Here is a 19,819-nt window from a genome sequence, read left to right as displayed (position 1 = left end):
TGTCAGCTTGACTGCAACGCTGCCACGATTGGCAACTTGCGGATTCGTATTCCGGTGGCCGCATGCACGGCATTGGCCAGCGCTGGCATGACGCCGGAAGTCCCCGGTTCGCCCATGCCGCCAGGGGCTTCCTGGCTGGCCACGATATGGGTTTCGATGCGCGGGGTTTCGACCATGCGCATGACCCGGTAATCGTCGAAGTTGCCCTGCTCGACGCGGCCGTTGCGCAGCGTGATCTGGCCCCAGAGGGCGCCTGAAATACCGAAGATCACCGCGCCCTCCACCTGGGCCTGCACGGTATCGGGATTGATCACCACCCCGCAGTCCAGGGCACAGACAACCCGCTCCACCTTGACCTCCCCTTGCTCAACCTTTGCATCGACCACCATGGCCATGTAGGTGCCGAAAGCAAATTGCACCGACAAGCCGCGCCCGGTGTTGCCATCGCGCGGCCCTCGCCAGAGCGCTTCGCGGGCAGCCACTTCCAACACCTTGCGGGCACGCGGATTGTCCTGGAGCAGGGACAAGCGGTATTGCAGGGGATCGATACCGGCGGCAAAGGCCAGCTCGTCGATGAAGCTCTCTACGACAAACACGTTGTGAGTGGGGCCAACGCCGCGCCAGAAAGCGGTCGGCAGCGGCGGCTCATGGCGGGTGTAATCGACCCGGATGGCGGGGAAGGCATAAGGCGGACGCTCGGCGCCATCCAGCGATTCTTCATCGTAGCCATCCTTGAACGCCGGCGGCAGGAAACGGCCCAGCACTGAAGATCCGGTCAGGTGGTGGAACCATGCGACCGGCATGCCCCGGGCATCGATACCCGCGCGCAGGCGGTCGAACCAGTAAGGACGGTACATGTCGTGACGGATATCATCCTGACGGCTGTAGATCACCTTGACCGGATGCTTGACCTGGGTGGCAATGCGCACGGCACGCTCGACACCATCGATTTCGAGCCGGCGTCCGAAGCCGCCGCCCAGCAGGAAGTTGTGCACGGTCACCTGGTCCAGGGACAAGCCGGTGACCTTGGCCGCCACGGCCCGTGCCAGCGTCATCACTTGTGTGCCCGTCCACACCTCGCAATGGTCAGGCCTCACATGGACGGTACAGTTCATCGGCTCCATCGCGGCGTGTGCCAGGAACGGAAGTTCATAGGTGGCCTCCAGTACCTTGGCGGCGCCGGCAATGCGTGCCTCGGGATCGCCCTCGCTGCGCACGCGCGCCGCGCCCTCGCCACTGGCGCGACGCATGTCGGCAACGATGGTGTCGGTCGACAGGTGCGCACGCGGTCCTTCGCGCCAGGTCGGCCGCGCCGCCAGCAAGCCCTTCTGGGCCGCGCCGTAGTGGTCTGCCACCACGGCCACACAGTCATCGAGCCGCACCACCTGCCGCACGCCGCGCACGCGCAGTGCGGCGGCTTCGTCCACGCTCTCCAGGCGCCCGCCGAGTGTGGGGGTGATGGCCAGAGCCGCCACCTTCATCCCGGGCACTTGTACATCGATGCCATAGCGCGCCGAGCCATCGAGCTTGCCGGCCGTATCCAGGCGACGCACCGGCTTGCCGATCAGGCGAAAATCGGCCGGCTGCTTCAGCGTGATGGCCTGCGGCGCTGGCAAGGGCAAGGCTGATGCTGCATCGACCAGGGAACCGTAAGCAAGCTTGCGGCCACTTGCCGGATGCAACACGGCCCCGCTGCGGGCCAGGCAGCCAGCAGGATCCACCTGCCAGCGCTGGGCAGCCGCCTGGACCAGCAGCATGCGGGCCGCCGCGCCGGCCTGGCGCATCGGCATCCAGGCCGCGCGCATGGTGGTGGACCCACCAGTCACCTGAAAACCCAGCGCCGGATTCATGTAGCGTTTATCGTCGGCACCGGCATGCTCCAGCACGACGTCATGCAGTTCGACTTCGAGTTCTTCGGCGATCAGCATGGGCACGGAAGTGTAAGTACCTTGCCCCATCTCCACGTACGGCATGGTCATGGTGATGCGGCCATCGGAGTCGATACGCAGCACTGCACTGGGTTCCCAGCTGCTGGCGGCGTGCGCAGGCAGTGCGGCACTTTCGCGCGCGCCAGCCTGGGGCAACAGCACGCCCAGCATGAGGCCGCCGCTGCCGGCTGCCAGGGTTTTGAGGAAAAGTCGACGGTCAGTCATGGGCGGTCCTGGCGTGTCCGTGCTGCGGCCGTCCCGATTACGGGAGGGCCACGTCAAGGCAAGTAGAAAAGAAGTCCAGAGGCAACCAGCGTGGTGAGGAGCCGCAGCGGGTGCCAATGGCGGATGAAAGACGGTCCAGGCGACACCGAAGCATCACATCGGCGTGTTGGCTCGCGTTTTGGACAAGCCAGATTATACGGAGCCGAACAAGCTGCAACTGCCAGGATCAACGCAAATCCGGCCATCCCGCCGAGCTTGCCTTGGCGATGCAAATGGACTGGTCGATGGCAGGAATGTGCAGGCTTCCTGTCCCTCCCTACCTGCTTGGGGATGCTATATTCCGGCGTCCCGTTCCGTTGGACCCTGCCCTGCTTGACTGCAGGCGGTCCCGGTGCGGATGACTTTGCGCTGCTTGCTCCATCGAAAGAACGCTGCTCCGTGCGCGGCCCATTGATGAGGTCTTGTAGTGGAAAGTTGGCACTTGTATGCTGGCGGGACCGAATTTTTCTTCTGTGAGGTCCCTTGGTCGCCCGTGTCGCATTGCTTGTCTATCCCGGATTCCACATCGTGGATCTGTCCGTTCTTTCCATCCTTGGAATTGCCAATCACTTTTCCCCGGGCAGCTACGCCGTGGAACTGGTCTCCATGGGCGGAGGATACGTCAACAGCAGATCCGGAGTGCCCATCGGCACGCAGGCCATCGACGATTCCCGCTACGACACCCTGGTCGTGGCCAGCACCCCCGGCGTGCCCACTGCCTGCCCCGGCATGCTGGAACACTTGCGCCATGCCAATGAAGACTGCCGCCGCATCGCCGGGATCTGCACCGCAGCCTTCCTGCTGGCCGAAGCCGGTTTGCTGGACGGCCGTGCCGTCACCACCCACTGGAGCTTCGCCGAAACCCTGGCCACGCGCTTTCCCCGGCTAAACGTGCGGCCAGACCAGATCTATGTGCGCGACGGCAAATTCTGGAGTTCGGCAGGCATGACGGCCGGCACTGACATGGTGCTGGCCATGGTGGAATCCGACCTGGGCCATGAGATCACGCGTGCCATCTGCAAGACGATGGTACTGAGTCACCGCCGCCCGGGCGGCACCAGCCAGTTCTCCATCCTGGCCGAGATCGACCCCAAGCAGGAACGTATCCAGCGCGTGCTCAGTTTCATCCGGGAAAATTTGCGGGAGCCACTGACCATCCAGCAATTGGCAGACCACGTGAATTGGAGCGCACGCCATTTCAGCCGGACTTTCCAGGCCGAGACCGGCCTGTCACCGGCCAAGGCGATCGAGAAACTGCGCGTACAAGCGGCGCAGTCACTGATGGAAAGTGGCCATTCGACGCCCTCCCGCATCGCCATGCAAACCGGTTTCGGTGACGACGAGCGGATGCGGCGTGCCTTTGCCAGGGTGCTGGGCGAATCCCCGCAAAAGATCCTGCGCGACATTCGTACCCGCAAGCAAGCCTGAGTCTGCCCGCGTTGAGCTGACGAACATGCTTCACGTCGCACAGGATGAGACCGCGCAGTTTCCTTACTGAATCACCCCGCACGCCAAGCGCACGCCCCCGCCACCGAGCGCAGCTGGATGATCCGAGTGATTATCCCCGCCCACGTGCACCATCAGCGCATGGCCTCGCACTTCAGCCAGCGTCTTCAGGCGCGGCGCCAGCACCGGGTACTCGGCCTTGCCGTCGGCATTCACGTACAGGGCCGGCAAATCGCCCAGATGGCCCTCGCCGTAAGGCCCTTCATGCTTGCCCGTCTTCTGTGGATCCCAATGGCCGCCGGCGGCCAGGGCAGGCTCCATCTTTCCATCCTTCTCCAGTGGTGCACAGGAAGCGTTCTGGTGCACGTGGAAGCCATGCACGCCCGCAGGCAAGCCCGTCAATGCCGGCTGGAACACCAATCCATAAGGAGTCTCGCTGATGGTCACCTCGCCCGCCAGCGCGGCTACTCCCTGGCCATTGACCAGGTTCAGCGCCACCTTGATGGGCGGCTCCGCCGCCACGGCCAGCGATGCTGCAGTGGCGCAGGCCGCCAGGGCCAGCTGTGCAATACGTCGTTTCATGATCGTTCTCCTTCGTGGGTTGAAAGGTGAAGAATAGGCACTGACACGGCCGTCGGCTGAAAAACAGCGAAATACGCGATGAAATCTGGACAACATTCTCTGGCCGGACCGAAATACTTCGAGAGAATGCCCGAAAGTATTACATTTCTCGCAATCTGGCCTCCAGCTCAGGACCGGATCCGGCACAGGACAACACGGAAATCGGGGAGAAACAGCAGGCGACCGGGCAGCGCGAAGGCACTTGCCGGCCAGCGTCATCATTGCTCGGGCAGACCTGCCGCAGGCAAGGCGGGCGATACCGCTTCCTGCATCACGTTGAGCTTGCGCCCTTCCAGCAGCATGGCATGGAAGTCCGCTGCCGGAATCGGGCGCGAGAAGAGGAAGCCCTGCAACTCGTTGCAGCCGGCTTCGCGCAGGAAATTGAATTGCTTTTCGGTCTCCACCCCTTCGGCGATGACCTTGTGGCGCAATTGCTTGGCGATGCCGATGATGGCGCTGGCGATGGCGCAGTCATTGGTATCGTCAGGGATGCCCATGGTGAAGGAGCGGTCGATCTTGAGCGTATTGATGGGGAAGCGCTTCAGGTAGGACAGGCTCGAATAGCCGGTCCCGAAGTCATCCAGCGAAATCGTGATGCCCAGGCTGCAGATCTTTTCCATGATGGAAATGACGCGATCGGTGCTGTGCATGAGCATGCTCTCGGTGATTTCCAGCTCCAGCCAGTCGCCGCTGAGCGAATGCCGGTTCAAGGCCGCCCGCACGCGGTCCGGCAGGGAGCGGGTGAATTCGCGCGCCGTCACGTTCAGGGCAATGCGGATCGGCGCCAGGCCGGCTTCTTTCCACGAGCGCGCCTGGCGGCACACGGCGTCCAGCACCCAATCGCTCAACTGCACGATCAGACCCGTTTCTTCAGCAATCGGGATGAATTCGCCCGGCAGCAGCAGTCCGCGCTCCGGATGCTGCCAGCGCACCAGCGCCTCGCCACCGGTGATGGCCAGGGTGTTCATATCCACCTTGGGCTGGTAGTACAGCAGCAATTCGTTGTATTCGAAGGCGTGCAGCAAACCGGTTTCGATGCGCAACAGGTCCAGCGTGTTGCGGTTCATCTCTTCGCTGTAATAAACGTAGCCGTTTTCGTTGTTGTCGCCGCCCTGCTTGGCCCGGTACATGGCGATGTCGGCCAGGCGCAGCAGGGTTTCGGTGTCGCCGGCGTCTTCCGGATACATGCTCACGCCGATGCTGGCGCCCACGCGCAGCTCGTGGCCATCGATGAAGAACGGATCATCGAAGACGGCCAGCAGCTTCTGGGCCACGAAGCCGGGATGGTAATCCTTGTCGATGTCGAACAGGGCCACAGCGAATTCATCGGCACCCAGGCGTGCCACCACATCCTGCTCGCGCAAGGCGCGGCGCAAGCGCAGGGCCACTTCCACCAGCAGCATGTCACCGGCCACGTGGCCCAGCGTATCGTTGATGGGTTTGAAGCGGTTCAAGTCGATGAACATCACGCAACCGTGCATGCTTTCATGGCGGGCTTCGGTGAGCGCCTGATCCACGGTGCGGGTGAGCAAGGTGCGGTTGGGCAGGCCCGTCAAGGCATCGTAGTAGGCCAGGTGATGGATCAGCTTCTCGGCGTTCTTGCGTTCGGTGATGTCGTTCAGATAACCGATCAAACCGATCGGATGGCCGCTCTGGTCGCGCATGACCGACAGCGACAGGCTGGCCCAGAACACCTCGCCGGACTTCTTGCGCCGGCGTACCTCCATCTCGCGCCCGCCCTGCTCCAGGAACAGGTCGTGCAGGGAATCTTCTTCCTCTTCGTTCTCGTAGAGGAAGAGCACGTTGCGGCCGATGGCCTCCAGCGCGCTGTAGCCGAAGAGCTGCTCGGCGCCGCGGTTCCAGCTGGTGATGAAACCGGCCGGGTCCATGGTGATGACCGACTCGTGCATCTGGTTCAGGATCTGGGCCTGCTGCTCCAGCTTGGCTTCGATCTGGTCCAGCGAACGGGCGCGCTTGTCGGTCTCGGCGCGGCGCTGCATCAGGCGGCCGAGGAAGGTCGCCAGCATGGCCAGGCGCGTACGCTCCAGTTCAGTGTAAGGACGGGTCAGGGCCGGGAAGACGAAATACCCGAACTGCGCGCCCTCATGCTCCACCACCTGGCACAGCCCATCGGGCGTGGCCGCTGGCAGGCTGACCACGTAGCGTCCGCCGGGACGCTTGAGCAAGCCGGATGCAATCCCTCCGAGCGCGGCGTGCAAGGCCATGCCCTGCAGGTTCTGCATGGCGTCCAGCAGTGCCGAACAGCATGCCAGATCGTCAGTGCCCACGGAGGAGATCATTGTAATCACGCCTCGCTGCTGACGCGTGTGGCCCAATTGAAGGCCTCGATGAGACAACGGCAATACACCTCGGCATCCAGGCCTGCGGCATCCAGATCGACATGGCGCAGGGGAATGCGGCCGTCTTCGGAGCGCTCTACCACGTCCAGCAGCTTGCCCAGGCGGCCGGTGCGGCGCACCAGCGCATTGACGATGTCTACCGGCAGCTTGAGCGGCTCGATGATATCGTTCAGGGGCATGCCCAAGAGGATGTCCAGCAGCGAGAACATGCCGATGATGAAGGCGCGGTCCAGCTCTTCCTGGGTGCAATCCACCTTCTGTGCCATCGCTTCCATCATCGCGGCACGGGCGGCTGCGCGCGGCAGCAGCGGATTGGCTGACTCGTCGCCGGGGAAGCGGGCATACAGCAGCAGTTGCAGCCAGCGCTGCAGCTGGCGGCGGCCCAGCAGGTTGATGGCCTGGGTGAAATTGGTGATGTGCGCCGAGAAACCGAAGGCAGCCGAACTGACCAGCTTGAAGAGCTGATAGGACAAGGCCGGGTCCTGCTTGAGCAGGGATTCCAGTTCGTTGGCATCGGCGTCGCGTGCTACCAGCTCCAGGAGCTTCAGCAGGCGGGCACGGGAAATCGAATTCTTCTGCGACAGGCGGCTATCCGGGTGCAGCGCATAATCGCCCGAGAACCAGCGGAAACCTTCAGCCCGGCAGGCATCAAACTGAATGGCGTCCCCGACGTTCTCCGCCAGATGCGGGCCGCGCAGGCGTTGCAGCCATTGTCCGGTTTCAGGCAGGTGGCCCACGCCGGCATCCAGCGCCATCGATTCGACAAAGGGGAACACGCTCGCGCCCTGCGCCGGCAAGCCGTCGGCGATGATGGCAAAGCCCCGGCTGTAGAGCCAGTCCAGCGCATCGATCTTGCCGGGGTCCACGCAATGTTCGACCGGCACCCGCAAAGCGAGCTGGCCCTGCGGAATCTCCTGCCGGAATTCCGGCGCGAAGACGGCCGGGTCGCGCACCGGGATGATGCAGCTCAGTCCGCCCAGTGCATCGTGCAGATCAAATTCGTTGAACAAGCGAGACAACAAGGCATTGTCATCTTCGACCGCAGGTGAAATATGCAGCGACAGCGCAGTCCAGACGTGGTGGACGTCCGCGACCGGCTGCAAAAACACGAGTGGGAATGGAACGCTTTTATCCTGAACAGCCATATTTTTATCGTGGCGCGTCGCATTGATTTGCTGAGACGCTCTGCAATGTTAAAAGAATATTAACAAGTTTCCCAGCAGAATACTTAATTAAAATTAAATTTTTTCTAAATATACCCGATAAAGAGCCGCTTGCAACACGGCTTTACTCTGACAAGAAAATTTCCTGCAAATCATTGAGGAAACGGCGTCCGAGATCGGTCGGCCGGATCAAAGCGTGATCGCGATACAACATGCCTTTTTGCTCTGCCAGATTCAGTGATTTTTCGATCTGGTTCAGGCTCATGCCGGTGCGTTCAGCAAAGAGATTTGGTGAGAATCCTTCCGTCAGGCGCAGGGCATTGAGCATGAATTCGAAGCCCAGGGCATCGCGGCCGATCTCGGCTTCCTCCTGGACGGGCGTACCGGCCTTGGCATGCTCCAGATAAGACTGGGGATGCTTGTAACGCATCTGGCGCACGATGCGGTGCGGGAACGAAAGCTTAGAATGCGCCCCGGCACCGATGCCGAGGTAGTCGCCGAATTGCCAGTAATTCAGGTTGTGGCGGGCGCGCCGCTTGGGCTGGGCGTAGGCCGACACTTCATAGTTGAGGTAACCGGCGGCCGTGGTCAGCTCGGCGATCATGTCCTGCATGTCGGCGCTGGCATCGTCATCCGGCACCGGCGGCGGATACTTGGCGAAGAGCGTATTGGGCTCCAGCGTCAGGTGATACAGCGACAGGTGCGGCGGCGCGAAGGCGATGGCCGTTTCGATGTCGTACCGTGCCTCTGCCAGGGTCTGCTGCGGCAGCGCATACATCAGGTCGAGGTTGAAATTGTCGAAGTTGGCCTGCGCGATCTCGACTGCCTTGCGCGCCTGGTCGCCATCATGGATGCGGCCCAGGGCGTGCAGGTGCTGGCCGTTGAAGCTCTGGATGCCGATGGACAGGCGGCTGATGCCGCTATCCCGGTAGGAACGGAACTTGTCGGCTTCAAAGGTGCCAGGGTTGGCTTCCATGGTGATCTCGATGTCGCCATCGAAGGGCAGCAAGGTACGGAGGTCCGACAGCAGGCGGTCCAGCCCGGCGGCCGACAGCAGGCTGGGCGTGCCGCCGCCGATAAAGATCGTATGGATCTTGCGGCCCCAGATCAGCGGCAGCGACTGCTCCAGGTCGCTGCGCAGTGCCTCCAGGTAGGCTTCTTCCGGGAAACTGCCCTTGACCTCATGGGAATTGAAGTCGCAATACGGGCACTTGCGCACGCACCACGGGAAATGCACGTACAGCGACAGCGGCGGCAAGGCCGTCAGTTGCAGGCTGCCGGGCTTCAGGAAGGCCAGCGCGGCCTGGGCCGGGCCGCTGGCCGCCTGGCCGGCAGGGAGGTCGGCCGGGATCGGCTTGATAGGGATCATGCCAGCTTCTCGACCAAGGCACGCAAGGCCTGGCCACGGTGCGAGATGGCATTCTTTTCGGCGGCCGTCAGTTCAGCGGCCGTCTTGCCCAGGGAGGGCAGCAGGAAATACGGGTCATAGCCGAAGCCGCCCTGCCCGCGCGGCTGGTCGATGATCTCGCCCTTCCAGACGCCATCGGCGATGACCGGTTGCGGATCATCGGCATGGCGCACGTAGACCAGTACGCAGTAGTAGTAAGCGGACTTGTCGGCATGGGCCGCCAGATCGGCGATGAGCTTGGCGTTGTTGTTGGCGTCCGACTTGGGTTCGCCGGCGTAGCGGGCGGAATAGACGCCGGGCGCACCGCCCAGGGCATTCACGCACACGCCCGAATCATCGGCCAGCGCCGGCAGCCCGGTGAGGCGGGCAGCATGGCGGGCCTTGGCCAGGGCGTTCTCGACGAAAGTGCCGAAGGGTTCTTCCGCTTCGGGCACGTCGAATTCGCCTTGCGGGCGCACGTCCAGTCCGATGTCGCCCAGGAGACTGGCGAATTCCTTCAGTTTGCCGGCGTTGTTGGACGCCATCACGATCTTTTGCTTGGGTTGCATGTCTGGTCCTGATCTTGGCGGGGCGCGCGGGATGGGCATGACAGCCGCTGCGCCCCAATGAAAAACGCCATGTCGGTGCGGCACATGGCGTTTTTGTTCATATCGCTTCTAGGCGGCATTGTACGGCGATTTGCGCCGGGACGTGGCCGCCGATTACAGGCCCAGGGCCTGCTTCTGCAAGCCGTTGAGCGTGGCGATGCCTTGCTGGGCCAGGTCCAGCAGGCTGTTGAGGGTGGCGCGGTCGAAGGCAGCGCCTTCAGCGGTGCCCTGCACTTCGACGAAATGGCCGCCATCGGTCATGACCACGTTCATGTCGGTATCGCAATCCGAGTCTTCCAGATAATCCAGATCGAGCACCGGGACGCCCTGGTAGACGCCTACCGAGATCGCCGCCACGAACTGCTTGACGGGGATGGTTTCGATCAGGCCGCGCGACTTCAGCACGCTGAAGGCGTCATAGGCCGCCACCATGGCACCGGTAATGGCAGCGGTGCGGGTGCCGCCATCGGCTTGCAGCACGTCGCAGTCCAGCTGCAGGGTGCGCTCGCCGAAGGCTTCCAGATCGAAGGCGGCGCGCAGGGCGCGGCCGATCAGGCGCTGGATCTCCTGGGTACGGCCGGACTGCTTGCCCTTGGCGGCTTCACGGTCCATGCGGGTATGCGTGGAGCGCGGCAGCATGCCGTATTCGGCGGTCAGCCAGCCCTGGCCCTTGCCTTTAAGGAAGCCAGGGACCTTTTCCTCGATGGAGGCGGTGCAGAGCACGCGGGTATCACCGAACTCGACCAGCACCGAGCCTTCGGCGTGCTTGGTGTACTGGCGGGTCAGGCGCACGTCGCGCAATTGCGAAACGCTGCGGCCGCTGGGGCGATGGGAAGCTGTCATGGTGATCCTTGTCTTGGTCTGGGCGAGGCTGGGCGGATGGCGGGCGGCCAATTGGCCCCCAAAACCGCCGGTTTGATGTTTTTGATAGCGCGGCGCCGCCAAACTTCATTAAAATGCGGGCTCCGACCGGGTGGCACCCGGGCAGGCCGCACAGGCGGTGCCGGAACGTTCAAGTCCGGCATTGTAAAGGAACACGATGTCCGCCGTCGCGGCATCCTCCATTTACCTCCCTGGCCACCCTGCCCGCCCCGCCCTCAACCCTGATTCGCCGGCGCGCCCTGCTGCGCCGCCCGCCCGCTTTATGGAGTCCCGACCTTGACCATCTACAGCATGACCGGCTATGCCGTCACCACCCGTGAAACCACTGCCGGCACGGTCACCCTGGAAATGAAGAGCGTCAATTCGCGCTTCCTCGACCTGCAGTTCCGCATCAACGATGACCTGCGCGCGGTCGAACCGATGCTGCGCGAAGCCATCATGGGCCGCCTGGTACGCGGCAAGGTGGAATGCCGCCTGTCCTTCGGCCGCAAGGTCGCCAGTGGCAACAGCCAGGCCCTGAACCACACCCTGGTAGGCCAGTTGGCCAGCCTGCAAGACCAGTTGCGCGCCCAGTTCCCCGACGCCGCGCCGCTGTCGATCAATGAACTGCTGCGCTGGCCGGGCGTGATGGAAGAAGCCGAAATCAGCCAGGACACCCTGCAAGCCGACATCCTGGCCACGATGCAGCAGACCCTGGACGCCTTCGTCGAATCCCGCGCCCGTGAAGGTGCGGCGCTGCAGGCCGTGATCCTGGCCCGGGTGGATGCGATGGAAGCCATCGTGGCCCGCATCACCCCGCTGGTGCCGCAACTGGTCGAGCAATTCCAGCAGAAGGCCACCGAACGCATGACCGAAGCCCTGGGCCTGGCCCTGCAGACGCAGAACGGTGCCGCGCCGGTGGCCACCCGGGAGGAGTCGCTGGAACGCATCCGCCAGGAAGTGACCCTCTATGGCATCCGCATCGACATCGCCGAGGAACTGGCGCGCCTGTCGGCCCACCTGGGCGAAACCCGCCACATCCTCAAAAAGGGCGGCCAGGTCGGCAAGCGCCTCGATTTCATGATGCAGGAGCTCAATCGCGAGGCCAACACGGTCGGCTCCAAGGCCGCCGTCAAGGAACTGGCCGATGCCTCCATGGAACTGAAGCTGCTCATCGACCAGATGCGCGAGCAGGTGCAGAATCTGGAATGATGCCGGCCGCACAGCCCCATTCCGACCGATATTGATTAGTTAATAGTTAAAAGACATTTTTCAGCGAGGACCCCATGCCCGTCCAAAAACCCACTTCCGGTAGCCTCTTCATGGTGGTTGCCCCGTCCGGCGCCGGCAAATCGACCCTGGTCAACGCCCTGCTCAAGCAGGAGCCGGCCATCAAGCTGTCCATCTCCTACACCACCCGCGCACCGCGCCCGGGCGAAGAGCATGGCCGTGAATATTATTTCACTGACGTGGAAGATTTCCTGAAGCGCCAAGCCGAAGGGGAATTCCTCGAATGGGCCGAAGTGCACGGCAACTACTACGGCACCTCGCGCCTGATGATTGCTGACCAGATCGCCAACGGCACCGACGTGCTGCTGGAGATCGACTGGCAAGGCGCGCAGCAGGTGAAGAAACAATTTACCAATGCGATCGGCATCTTCATCCTGCCGCCTTCCATTGCTGCGCTGGAAGAGCGCCTCAAGAAGCGCGGACAGGACGAACCGCACGTCATCACGCGCCGCATCCTGGCCGCCGGCGGCGAAATCGCTCACTCGCCGGAGTTCGAATATGTTATTATTAATCAAGAGTTTGCCGTCGCTTTGTCCGAACTGACGGCAATCGTCCAGGCCGCCCGCTGCCGCTTCCCGCAGCAAGCCGCCCGCAATGCCTACCTCTTCACCCAGCTGGGCATCCACGCGAGCTAAGCCGCACAAGCCAGACCAGCAACCCGGCGCCGGACCCATCAATCCACAAGCAAGACCGTCATTCAGGAGTATCACATGGCCCGCATTACCATCGAAGATTGCCTCAAGCAGATCCCCAACCGCTTCCAGTTGACCCTGTCGGCCACCTACCGTGCCCGCCAGCTGCTGCAAGGCCACACCCCGAAGGTGGAAGCCAAGGACAAGCCGACCGTGACCGCCCTGCGCGAAATCGCCGCTGGCAAAGTCGGTATCGAGATGCTCAAGAAGGTTCCGGCCTGATCCTGGTCCGTCCATGAAGCTGATAACGGACAAGTATGAGCCTCACCACTACCGACTCCACCTTATCAGCCGCTGCTAGCTCCAAACGTGCCGCCGGTTCCGGCCGCACCGCAACTCCCCTCGAAGTCGCCCCTGCCGCCCACAGCGGCGTGGCGACTTTCGCGCATCTGATCCCCAAGCTCGAAGAGTACCTGACCCCTTCCGAACTGAAGAAGGTCAAGGAAGCCTATCGCTTCGCCGACGAGATGCACCTGGGCCAGATGCGCAAGTCCGGCGAGCCCTACATCTCGCATCCGCTGGCAGTGGCCGAGATCTGCGCCGAATGGAAGCTCGACGCCCAGGCCATGATGGCGGCCTTCCTGCACGACGTCATGGAAGACCAAGGCGTCAAGAAGGAAGAACTGATCGAGCGTTTCGGCGCCTCCGTGGCCTCGCTGGTGGATGGCCTCTCCAAGCTGGACAAGATCGAATTCCAGAGCCAGGTCGAGGCACAGGCGGAAAACTTCCGCAAGATGCTGCTGGCCATGGCGCGCGACGTGCGGGTGATCCTGGTCAAGCTGGCCGACCGCCTGCACAACATGCGCACGCTGGGCTCCATGCCGCCCGAGAAGAAGCGCCGCATCTCGCGCGAGACCATGGAAGTCTACGTGCCCATCGCGCACCGCCTGGGCCTCAACAACATCTACCGCGAGCTGCAGGAGCTGTCCTTCGCCCACCTGCATCCGCTGCGCCATCGCACCCTGCTCAAGGCCGTCAAGGCGGCGCGCGGCAATCGCCGTGAAGTGGTGACCAAGATCATGGAATCGGTCACCAGCACCCTGATCGCCGCCGGCATCCCGGCCCAGGTCGATGGCCGCGAAAAGACCCTCTACGGCATCTACCGCAAGATGCGCAACAAGCACCTGAGCTTCTCGCAGGTGCTGGACGTGTACGGCTTCCGCGTGGTGGTGGACAGCTTCGCCAACTGCTATGTTGCGCTGGGCACCCTGCACTCGCTGTTCAAGCCCATGCCGGGCAAGTTCAAGGACTACATTGCCATTCCCAAGTTGAATGGCTACCAGTCGCTGCACACGACCCTGATCGGCCCCTACGGTACACCGGTCGAGTTCCAGATCCGCACCACCGACATGCACCGCGTGGCCGAATCCGGCGTGGCTGCGCACTGGCTCTACAAGGATGACGAAGGCAGCCTCACCGACCTGCAGCAGCGTACCCACGCCTGGCTGCAGTCGCTGCTGGACATCCAGAAGCAGACCGGCGATTCGGCGGAGTTCCTGGAGCACGTCAAGGTCGACCTGTTCCCCGATTCGGTCTACGTCTTCACGCCCAAATCGAAGATCATCGCCCTGCCCCGTGGTGCCACGGCGCTCGATTTCGCCTACAGCATCCACACCGACATCGGCGACCAGACCACTTCAGCCATCATCAACCACGAACCGGCCGCGCTGCGCTCGGAGCTGCACAACGGCGACATCGTCGAGATCATCACCTCGCCGACCTCGCGCCCCAGCCCCAACTGGCTGGGCTACGTGCGCACCGGCAAGGCCCGTTCGGCCATCCGCCACCGCCTGCGCACGGCCAACAAGGTCGAATCGCAAGCCGTCGGACGCCGCTTGTTGGGCAATGCTCTTCATACGCTGGGCATCGAACCTGAACTTCCTTCCCATATCGTCGAGCGCTTGCTGAACGAATCCAGCGCCAAGACCATGGATGACCTGTATGCCGAGATCGGCATCGGCACCCGCATGGCCCCGCTGGTAGCACGCCACATCATGACCATGATGGATACCGGCGTGAGCGTGCCGCAGCTCGATCCGGAAGGCCACATGCTGCCCAACAAGCCGGACCCGGTGGTCATCACCGGCAGCGAAGGGGCCTCGGCGCAGTTGTCGTCCTGCTGTATGCCGATCCCGGGCGATCGCCTGACCGGCTATTTGAAGCCGGACCAGACCCTGATCGTACATACCCAGGAATGCGAGACCGCCAAGCGCCTGCACGAGAAGGAACCGGACCGCTGGATCGACCTGGTCTGGGGCCATGACCTCAATCGCCGCTTCGATTGCCGCATCACCATCCTGATCCACAACGAGCGCGGCACGCTGGCGCGCATCGCTGCCGAGATCGGCGAGTCCGATGCCAACATCGTCTCGGTGGCCATGGATGACGAAGGCGGCAATGCTTCGATGAAGTATCTGCGCTTCACCATCCAGGTCGAAGATCGCGTGCACCTGGCGCGCCTCATGCGCGGCATCCGCAAGATCGACAGCGTCGCACGTATCCTGCGCGAACGCGGCTGATCCTGCCCCGCCCGCCTCTGCAAACGCCCGCTGATGCGGGCGTTTGTCTTTTCCGGCATTCGTTTTGAAGGCAGCGCATGGCCGGGAGTCTGACAAGGCAAGTCTCGCTTCTCTGATAGGCAAGCGACGAAGAGACGAGGAAACTCAACATTGGGCTTCATCCGCCTAAAAGAAAAATGAATATAAATAATATAAATCGCCATGCCAAAAAAACTGATCACGAGGACGCCTCGTCCCTCCGCGCGCCAGGACATCCTGAAAACCGCCCAGAACCTCAAAATGGCCCGCTCTGCCCACGCCTACGTGCGCGGCAGCACCCTGCGCTTCTACAACTGGCTCAATGAAACCCAGGCCAGCAGCTTGCCCGAAGGCCCGGCCATCTGGATCTGTGGTGACTGCCACATCGGCAACCTGGGCCCGGTGGCCAATGCCGAGGGCAAGATCGATATCCAGATCCGTGACTTCGACCAGACCGTCATCGGCAACCCATCGCACGACCTGATCCGCCTGGCGCTGTCGCTGGCCATGGCCGCGCGCAGTTCGGACCTGCCGGGCGTGATCACGGCCAAGATGATGGAGGTGCTGGTGGAGGGATATGAATCTGCCTTCCGCCCCGGTGACGACCTGCGCCTGGGCAAAAAACCGCAGTCCGTGCGCGTGGCCCTGAAGACTGCACATCGCCGCACCTGGAAGGAACTGGCACATGAACGCATGCAAGGCAAGACCGTGCATATCCCGTTGGGCAAACGCTTCTGGTCGGCCTCGCGACAGGAAAGAAAAGAGATCACGGCGCTGGTGGAGTCCGCTCCGGCCCGCGCATTGCTCACGGCCTTGCGGCATCGCGAGGACAACGCTGCCATCAAGATGCTCGATACCGCCTACTGGATGAAGGGATGCAGCTCGCTGGGCCTGCTGCGCTATGCCGTGCTGCTGGATGTGAACGAACAAGCCAGCGAAAGCAGCGACCTGTGCCTTTTCGATATCAAGGAAGCGGTCACCGCCGCCGCGCCCCGCTACCGCGATGCCGGCATGCCCCGCGACAACGCCGAACGGGTCGTCACCGGTGCACGCCATCTTGCACCGCACCTGGGTTCGCGCATGCTGGCCACGCGCCTGCTGGAGCGCCCGGTGTTCGTACGCGAACTGCTGCCGCAGGACCTGAAACTGGAGATCGATCACGTCAGCCAAGAGGAAGCCCTGCGCGCCGCCCGCTATCTGGCCCGCGTCGTCGGCCAGGCCCATGCCCGCCAGATGGATGAAGCAACTTGCCGCGCGTGGCACACCGAACTGGCGCGGCAACGGTCGAAGACGCTGGAAGTGCCGTCCTGGCTGTGGCGCAGCGTGGTCGACCTGGTCGCCAACCATGAGCGCGCCTATCTGGAGCATTGCCGGCGCTACGCCCTGGGCGAACAGGCGGTGGAATTCTGAGCCGCGCTCAGGCCGCTTTCTGCGGCAGGGAAAGCGCAGCAGTCTCGCGTTCCAGTTGCTCCTGGCAGGCCTGCGCGCCCTTGTCGGCAATGCCGCGCTCCAGCTTGTCGGCGAAGAATTCGATAAGCGCACTGACCGCACTGGGCAATTGCCGCCGGTGCACGTACACGGCATAAAAGCCCATGGTGTCGCGCTGGTAATCCGGGAGGATATTGATCAGGCTGCCATTGCGCAGGTCTTCGGAGGCCAGCATGGTCGGCAGCAGCGCAATGCCCAATCCTGCCCGCGCCGCACGCAACTGTCCTTGAGCGGTGTTGATGCACAGGCGCGGTACCACCCGCACGTTTTCCGGACCGTGCGGCCCTTCCAGTTTCCACACCGTATGCTGGGGTGCCTGCGACGTCGCCAGGCAGGCATGGCCCACCAGGTCGGCCAGCGCCTGGGGCGTGCCTTCGCGCTCGAGGTAGCGCGGACTGGCGATGAGAGCCATATGGCTCTGTACCAGCTTCCTGGCCACCAGGCTGGAGTCGGGCAGCACCCCGCCACGGAAGGCCAGGTCGATACCCTCGGCGATCAGGTCGGCGCGCCCGTCATTGAGCACGAACTCCAACTGCACCTTGGGATAGAGATGCATGAACTCATGCATCCACTCGATGGAGAAATTGTCGAAGAAGTCCACCGGCGCGGCCACGCGCAGGCTGCCGGACGGTTCGCCTTGGCTTTCCGTCAGGCTGGCGCTGGCGTGCTCGATGTCTTCCAGGCCCGGCGCGCAGCGCTCGAAGAATTCCCGCCCCGCCGCCGTCATGTTGAGCTGGCGCGTGGAGCGTTGCAGCAGCCGCACCCCCATGGCCGCCTCCAGCGCCTGCAGGCGGCGGCTGATGGTATTGGGCGGCATGGACAGCTTGCGCCCGGCGGCGGCGAAGCTGCCGGCCCGCACTACATGGACGAAGAGCCAGATATCGTTGAGGTCTAGCATGGCGATGTTCGATTCCCACCAAAAATGGATCAGTGAAATGCGATTCTCGCATCTATTGGAAGAAATGAAAACTGGGTATCGTTGACCCCAATGCAAAGGCGTTCACCGAAGGCCTTGCCCACCGAACAACGAAAGGACACACCATGAGCACTCTTCTGCATATCGACTCCAGCGCCCGCAACGGCGGTTCCATCTCCCGTCAGCTGACCGCTTCCTTCGCCCAGCAATGGCAAGCCAAGAACCCCGGCGGCAAGGTGGTGCACCGTGACCTGGCCGCCAACGCCCTGCCGCACCTGAGCGAATCGATGCTGGGTGCCTACTTTACTCCGGCTGATGCCCGCAGCGCCGAGCAGGCCGACGTCATCAAGCAATCCGACGCCCTGGTGGACGAACTGCTGGCTGCCGATACCATCGTCATCGGCGTGCCGATGTACAACTTCGCCCCGCCGTCCACCCTGAAGGCCTGGATCGACCACGTCTTCCGCGCCGACCGCACCTTCAGCTACACCGAAACCGGCCCGGTCGGCCTGGTCAAGGGCAAGAAGGCCGTCATCATCCTCTCGCGCGGCGGCAAGTATTCCGAAGGTCCGATGGAAGCACTGGACTTCCAGGGCAAGTACCTCAAGGGCGCACTGGGCTTCATCGGCATTACCGATGTGGAACTGGTGGTCGCAGAAGGCGTGTCGATGGGTGAAGAAGCCGCCAAGGCTGCTGTAGCCGGCGCTGAAGCCAAGATCAACGCCACCGTCTGATCCCCGCCTTCGCAACACTCTGCAACGGGGCGCGCCGCCAATGCGGTGCGCCCCGTTTGCTTTGCTGCGCCTTCAATGGTTGCCCAGGTCCTTGTGCATGCGGCGCAAGCCCAGCCAGACGCAGGCCGCCACCACCGGCACCACCAGCCCGGTGGCCAGGTCCGGATTGATGGGCAGGCCCGCCGCCTTGGCCGCCTTGCCGGCATAGCCCAGCAACCCGATCACGTAATACGAGATCGCCGCCACCGACAAGCCCTCCACGGCCTGCTGCAGCTTCAGTTGCTGGGCGGCGCGGGCATTCATGGATTCCAGGATCTGGCGGTTCTGGCGCTCCTGCACGATGCCGATGCGCGTACGCAACAGGTCGTTGGTATGGGCGATGCGCTCGGCCAGCGCTTCCTGGCGGCGGGCGATGGCCTGGCAGGTATTCATGGCCGGGGCCAGGCGACGTTCCATGAACTCGCCGATGGTCGGCACCCCTTCGATGCGCTGCTCGCGCAATTCCTCGATGCGCGCCTGCACCAGGCGGAAATAGGCTTGCGAGGCCGAGAAGCGATAGCTGTTCTCCAGCGACAGCTTTTCGATGCGCGCCGCCAGACCGGTGATCTTGCGCAGGATGCGCTCATCCTCGGCCATCTCTTCCGGGGTGCCGCTGGTGGATTGCTCGGACTGCACCATGGCGGCCGTCAGCGCGGCCAGGTCTCCTTCGATTTCGTTGAGCAGGGGGCCGGACTGCTGCGCATGCGGCAAGCCCAGCAGCGCCATCATGCGATAGGTCTCGATTTCAAGAATGCGCTGCGCCAGGCGTCCGCCCTGCAATTCGCGCAAGCCGATATCGCGCACCACGAAGCGCGAAAAGCCATCCGACTGGATCTGGAAATCGGTCCAGATCTCGCCTCCCTGCAAGACCTTGCTGGAACTCATCAGCTTGCCTTCGAAGATGTGCTGCATCTGGCGTGCAGTGGCAGCCGTATCGTCAGCGCCCGGCTCGACCACCACGTGCGCGGCCACCATCAGCTTGCCCTTCAGTCCCAGCAGCCACTGCTGCGGAATATGCGCCAGCGGCGCGCGGGCAAAGGCCTGGTCGGTGCCCAGCTCTTCCTCATGCGCCTGGGCGAAGGTGTAGGTGGCGAACTCGGTATGACATTCCCACTTCAGGCGGAAACGGCCGAAGTCATGATAGAAATGCTTGGCCTCGCCGCCCGGGGCGACCACGCCGAAGTGCGCGCACAGTTCGTCCAGCAGGACATGCTGGGCGCTGGCGTGACGGCCGCCGTTGCCGTCTTCGCGTACGTAGACGGCCAGGTGCGTCAAGGTTTCCGAGCGCGTGAGCTGCAGGAAGGGGCGCGAATGCACCTCGGCGGCCAGGACGACGCGCTGCGGGTGATTCAGGCTGGCAAAAACGATGGACATGAACGTTCTCGTGGAGGATTGAAATTCGGTTTGCCGGGCGCGGCGAGCGGCGCACGCGGCGTCAGCCTGCCCGCATGCAAATTGCACGCCGGGCCGCCGTCACAAGGGATA

At 63.1% G+C, this 19,819-nt stretch carries 16 protein-coding genes; 7 read left to right on the top strand and 9 right to left on the bottom strand.

What is annotated here, in order from left to right; genetic code table 11:
- Positions 1-2: 2 nt before the first annotated feature.
- The gene (locus tag ACLRDN_RS11280) at positions 3-2,153 is read right to left on the bottom strand and encodes a molybdopterin cofactor-binding domain-containing protein (protein ID WP_413460084.1); all 2,151 of its coding nucleotides are present in this window, start codon (positions 2,151-2,153) and stop codon (positions 3-5) included.
- Positions 2,154-2,675: 522 nt separating this feature from the next.
- Between ACLRDN_RS11280 and ACLRDN_RS11275 the strand changes: the two genes are divergently transcribed.
- Positions 2,676-3,620 carry a GlxA family transcriptional regulator gene (locus ACLRDN_RS11275; RefSeq protein ID WP_413460083.1) on the top strand — a complete coding sequence of 315 codons (945 nt, stop codon included), beginning with the start codon at positions 2,676-2,678 and terminating at the stop codon, positions 3,618-3,620.
- Positions 3,621-3,683: 63 nt separating this feature from the next.
- On the opposite strand, the gene sodC is transcribed toward ACLRDN_RS11275, so the two are convergent.
- The 6 genes from sodC to rph all read right to left on the bottom strand — a co-directional run bounded on the left by sodC (position 3,684) and on the right by rph (position 10,620).
- Positions 3,684-4,220 carry a superoxide dismutase [Cu-Zn] SodC gene (gene sodC, locus ACLRDN_RS11270; protein ID WP_413460082.1) on the bottom strand — a complete coding sequence of 179 codons (537 nt, stop codon included), beginning with the start codon at positions 4,218-4,220 and terminating at the stop codon, positions 3,684-3,686.
- 257 nt (positions 4,221-4,477) lie between these two features.
- A complete protein-coding gene (locus tag ACLRDN_RS11265) occupies positions 4,478-6,559 on the bottom strand; it encodes a putative bifunctional diguanylate cyclase/phosphodiesterase (RefSeq protein WP_413460384.1) in 2,082 nt (693 codons plus the stop codon).
- Between the two features lie 5 nt (positions 6,560-6,564).
- Positions 6,565-7,764: an EAL and HDOD domain-containing protein gene (locus tag ACLRDN_RS11260; protein ID WP_413460081.1), complete on the bottom strand. Its 1,200-nt coding sequence runs from the start codon at positions 7,762-7,764 to the stop codon at positions 6,565-6,567.
- Positions 7,765-7,906: 142 nt separating this feature from the next.
- Positions 7,907-9,151: a radical SAM family heme chaperone HemW gene (gene hemW, locus ACLRDN_RS11255; RefSeq protein ID WP_413460080.1), complete on the bottom strand. Its 1,245-nt coding sequence runs from the start codon at positions 9,149-9,151 to the stop codon at positions 7,907-7,909.
- The gene (gene rdgB, locus ACLRDN_RS11250) at positions 9,148-9,738 is read right to left on the bottom strand and encodes an RdgB/HAM1 family non-canonical purine NTP pyrophosphatase (protein WP_413460079.1); all 591 of its coding nucleotides are present in this window, start codon (positions 9,736-9,738) and stop codon (positions 9,148-9,150) included. Before rdgB ends, hemW begins: the two co-directional genes overlap by 4 nt.
- Positions 9,739-9,891: 153 nt before the next feature.
- Entirely contained in the window at positions 9,892-10,620 is a 729-nt protein-coding gene (gene rph, locus ACLRDN_RS11245; RefSeq protein ID WP_413460078.1) for a ribonuclease PH, read from the bottom strand.
- 315 nt (positions 10,621-10,935) lie between these two features.
- Between rph and ACLRDN_RS11240 the strand changes: the two genes are divergently transcribed.
- From ACLRDN_RS11240 to ACLRDN_RS11220, 5 genes are all read left to right on the top strand, one after another.
- Positions 10,936-11,850 carry a YicC/YloC family endoribonuclease gene (locus ACLRDN_RS11240; RefSeq protein WP_084320194.1) on the top strand — a complete coding sequence of 305 codons (915 nt, stop codon included), beginning with the start codon at positions 10,936-10,938 and terminating at the stop codon, positions 11,848-11,850.
- A 74-nt stretch (positions 11,851-11,924) separates the two neighbouring features.
- Positions 11,925-12,563, top strand: a complete 639-nt coding sequence (gene gmk, locus ACLRDN_RS11235; protein ID WP_039788345.1) for a guanylate kinase — start codon at positions 11,925-11,927, stop codon at positions 12,561-12,563.
- A 75-nt stretch (positions 12,564-12,638) separates the two neighbouring features.
- Complete coding sequence (gene rpoZ, locus ACLRDN_RS11230; protein WP_008328299.1) at positions 12,639-12,842, top strand: DNA-directed RNA polymerase subunit omega; 204 nt, start codon at positions 12,639-12,641, stop codon at positions 12,840-12,842.
- Between the two features lie 35 nt (positions 12,843-12,877).
- Positions 12,878-15,139 carry a RelA/SpoT family protein gene (locus ACLRDN_RS11225; RefSeq protein WP_121039895.1) on the top strand — a complete coding sequence of 754 codons (2,262 nt, stop codon included), beginning with the start codon at positions 12,878-12,880 and terminating at the stop codon, positions 15,137-15,139.
- Positions 15,140-15,340: 201 nt separating this feature from the next.
- Positions 15,341-16,567, top strand: coding sequence for a DUF2252 family protein (locus ACLRDN_RS11220; RefSeq protein WP_413460077.1), 1,227 nt, complete (start codon positions 15,341-15,343; stop codon positions 16,565-16,567).
- Positions 16,568-16,574: 7 nt separating this feature from the next.
- Here ACLRDN_RS11220 and ACLRDN_RS11215 read toward each other — a convergent pair whose 3' ends face one another.
- On the bottom strand, positions 16,575-17,543 hold the full coding sequence (locus ACLRDN_RS11215) for a LysR family transcriptional regulator (protein ID WP_413460076.1): 969 nt from the start codon (positions 17,541-17,543) through the stop codon (positions 16,575-16,577).
- 143 nt (positions 17,544-17,686) lie between these two features.
- Between ACLRDN_RS11215 and ACLRDN_RS11210 the strand changes: the two genes are divergently transcribed.
- Entirely contained in the window at positions 17,687-18,295 is a 609-nt protein-coding gene (locus ACLRDN_RS11210) for an FMN-dependent NADH-azoreductase (RefSeq protein WP_413460075.1), read from the top strand.
- A 72-nt stretch (positions 18,296-18,367) separates the two neighbouring features.
- Here ACLRDN_RS11210 and ACLRDN_RS11205 read toward each other — a convergent pair whose 3' ends face one another.
- Positions 18,368-19,708, bottom strand: coding sequence for a DUF3422 family protein (locus ACLRDN_RS11205; protein ID WP_413460074.1), 1,341 nt, complete (start codon positions 19,706-19,708; stop codon positions 18,368-18,370).
- Between the last annotated feature and the right edge of the window lie 111 nt (positions 19,709-19,819).

Origin of the sequence: Herbaspirillum huttiense (assembly GCF_047300815.1) — a bacterium.
In the GTDB taxonomy this organism is placed as follows: Bacteria; Pseudomonadota; Gammaproteobacteria; order Burkholderiales; family Burkholderiaceae_D; genus Herbaspirillum; species Herbaspirillum huttiense_A.
This window is presented reverse-complemented; position numbering and strand designations above follow the sequence as displayed.

Bases quoted from the DNA above. Each gene is read 5' to 3' on its own strand.
- ACLRDN_RS11280 (WP_413460084.1), bottom strand. From the start codon at position 2,153: ATGACTGACCGTCGACTTTTCCTCAAAACCCTGGCAGCCGGCAGCGGC.
- sodC (WP_413460082.1), bottom strand. From the start codon at position 4,220: ATGAAACGACGTATTGCACAGCTGGCCCTGGCGGCCTGCGCCACTGCA.
- ACLRDN_RS11265 (WP_413460384.1), bottom strand. From the start codon at position 6,559: ATGATCTCCTCCGTGGGCACTGACGATCTGGCATGCTGTTCGGCACTG.
- ACLRDN_RS11260 (WP_413460081.1), bottom strand. From the start codon at position 7,764: ATGGCTGTTCAGGATAAAAGCGTTCCATTCCCACTCGTGTTTTTGCAG.
- hemW (WP_413460080.1), bottom strand. From the start codon at position 9,151: ATGATCCCTATCAAGCCGATCCCGGCCGACCTCCCTGCCGGCCAGGCG.
- rdgB (WP_413460079.1), bottom strand. From the start codon at position 9,738: ATGCAACCCAAGCAAAAGATCGTGATGGCGTCCAACAACGCCGGCAAA.
- rph (WP_413460078.1), bottom strand. From the start codon at position 10,620: ATGACAGCTTCCCATCGCCCCAGCGGCCGCAGCGTTTCGCAATTGCGC.
- gmk (WP_039788345.1), top strand. From the start codon at position 11,925: ATGCCCGTCCAAAAACCCACTTCCGGTAGCCTCTTCATGGTGGTTGCC.
- rpoZ (WP_008328299.1), top strand. From the start codon at position 12,639: ATGGCCCGCATTACCATCGAAGATTGCCTCAAGCAGATCCCCAACCGC.
- ACLRDN_RS11225 (WP_121039895.1), top strand. From the start codon at position 12,878: ATGAGCCTCACCACTACCGACTCCACCTTATCAGCCGCTGCTAGCTCC.
- ACLRDN_RS11220 (WP_413460077.1), top strand. From the start codon at position 15,341: ATGCCAAAAAAACTGATCACGAGGACGCCTCGTCCCTCCGCGCGCCAG.
- ACLRDN_RS11215 (WP_413460076.1), bottom strand. From the start codon at position 17,543: ATGCTAGACCTCAACGATATCTGGCTCTTCGTCCATGTAGTGCGGGCC.
- ACLRDN_RS11210 (WP_413460075.1), top strand. From the start codon at position 17,687: ATGAGCACTCTTCTGCATATCGACTCCAGCGCCCGCAACGGCGGTTCC.
- ACLRDN_RS11205 (WP_413460074.1), bottom strand. From the start codon at position 19,708: ATGTCCATCGTTTTTGCCAGCCTGAATCACCCGCAGCGCGTCGTCCTG.